This window comes from Joostella atrarenae, assembly GCF_021764745.1.
GTDB lineage: Bacteria > Bacteroidota > Bacteroidia > Flavobacteriales > Flavobacteriaceae > Galbibacter > Galbibacter atrarenae.
This window is the reverse complement of record NZ_JAETXX010000047.1, coordinates 1-615: the sequence shown is the minus strand read 5'-3', so window position 1 is coordinate 615 and position 615 is coordinate 1. Positions and strand designations below refer to the sequence as shown.

General features: G+C 26.3%; 1 protein-coding gene. It reads left to right on the top strand.

Translation table 11 applies throughout. The annotated features are described in order from the left end of the window. Nucleotides 1-29 precede the first annotated feature (29 nt). Complete coding sequence (locus JM658_RS17010; RefSeq protein ID WP_236961099.1) at nt 30-566, top strand: hypothetical protein; 537 nt, start codon at nt 30-32, stop codon at nt 564-566. The last annotated feature ends 49 nt before the right edge of the window (nt 567-615 follow it).

The window sequence follows — 615 nt, the reverse complement described above, 5'->3', positions numbered from 1 at the left end:
GTGTATAATTTTACAGTAATCAATTCCATATGAAAGAATTAGAAAAAAAATCAATCACAGAATTTATAAATAATAATTCAGGTAAAACAGGTATCAATTTTTATATGGATTTGTATGAAGAAGACCCTAGCAATTATATCGAATTGACTGAACAATTAAATGATACAATATTAAAAGGCAAATTAAAAATTTTATCTTTTGAAGTAAGTTTAAATGAAATTAAGATTTATACTGATAAAGGAATTAAAGAGCAATCATTTAATGATTTTAAAACTTTAGGTCTTAATGATGGAGATATGCTTAATTACTTTCGTCTCATAAATGAATTATTTTTTGAAAACAATATATCAGAAAGATTAATCATTTATTATGACGAATTAATACCTGATACACACTGGATTGGATTGATAGACAAAAAAATAAGTCATGAGCTTTTTGATTTTGTAAAAAATTATGATAGTAATGACTGTCAAGACTATATAGTAGACGGAGTTAGAGTATTAGGAGTTGGCTTAGCGGACGAAGATGGCACTAGATATAAAGAACTTGTAATCCATCCAGAATAGAAAACTACACCTAACAATGTATCCTATGAAAAGCACTAGTCCAGTTTTT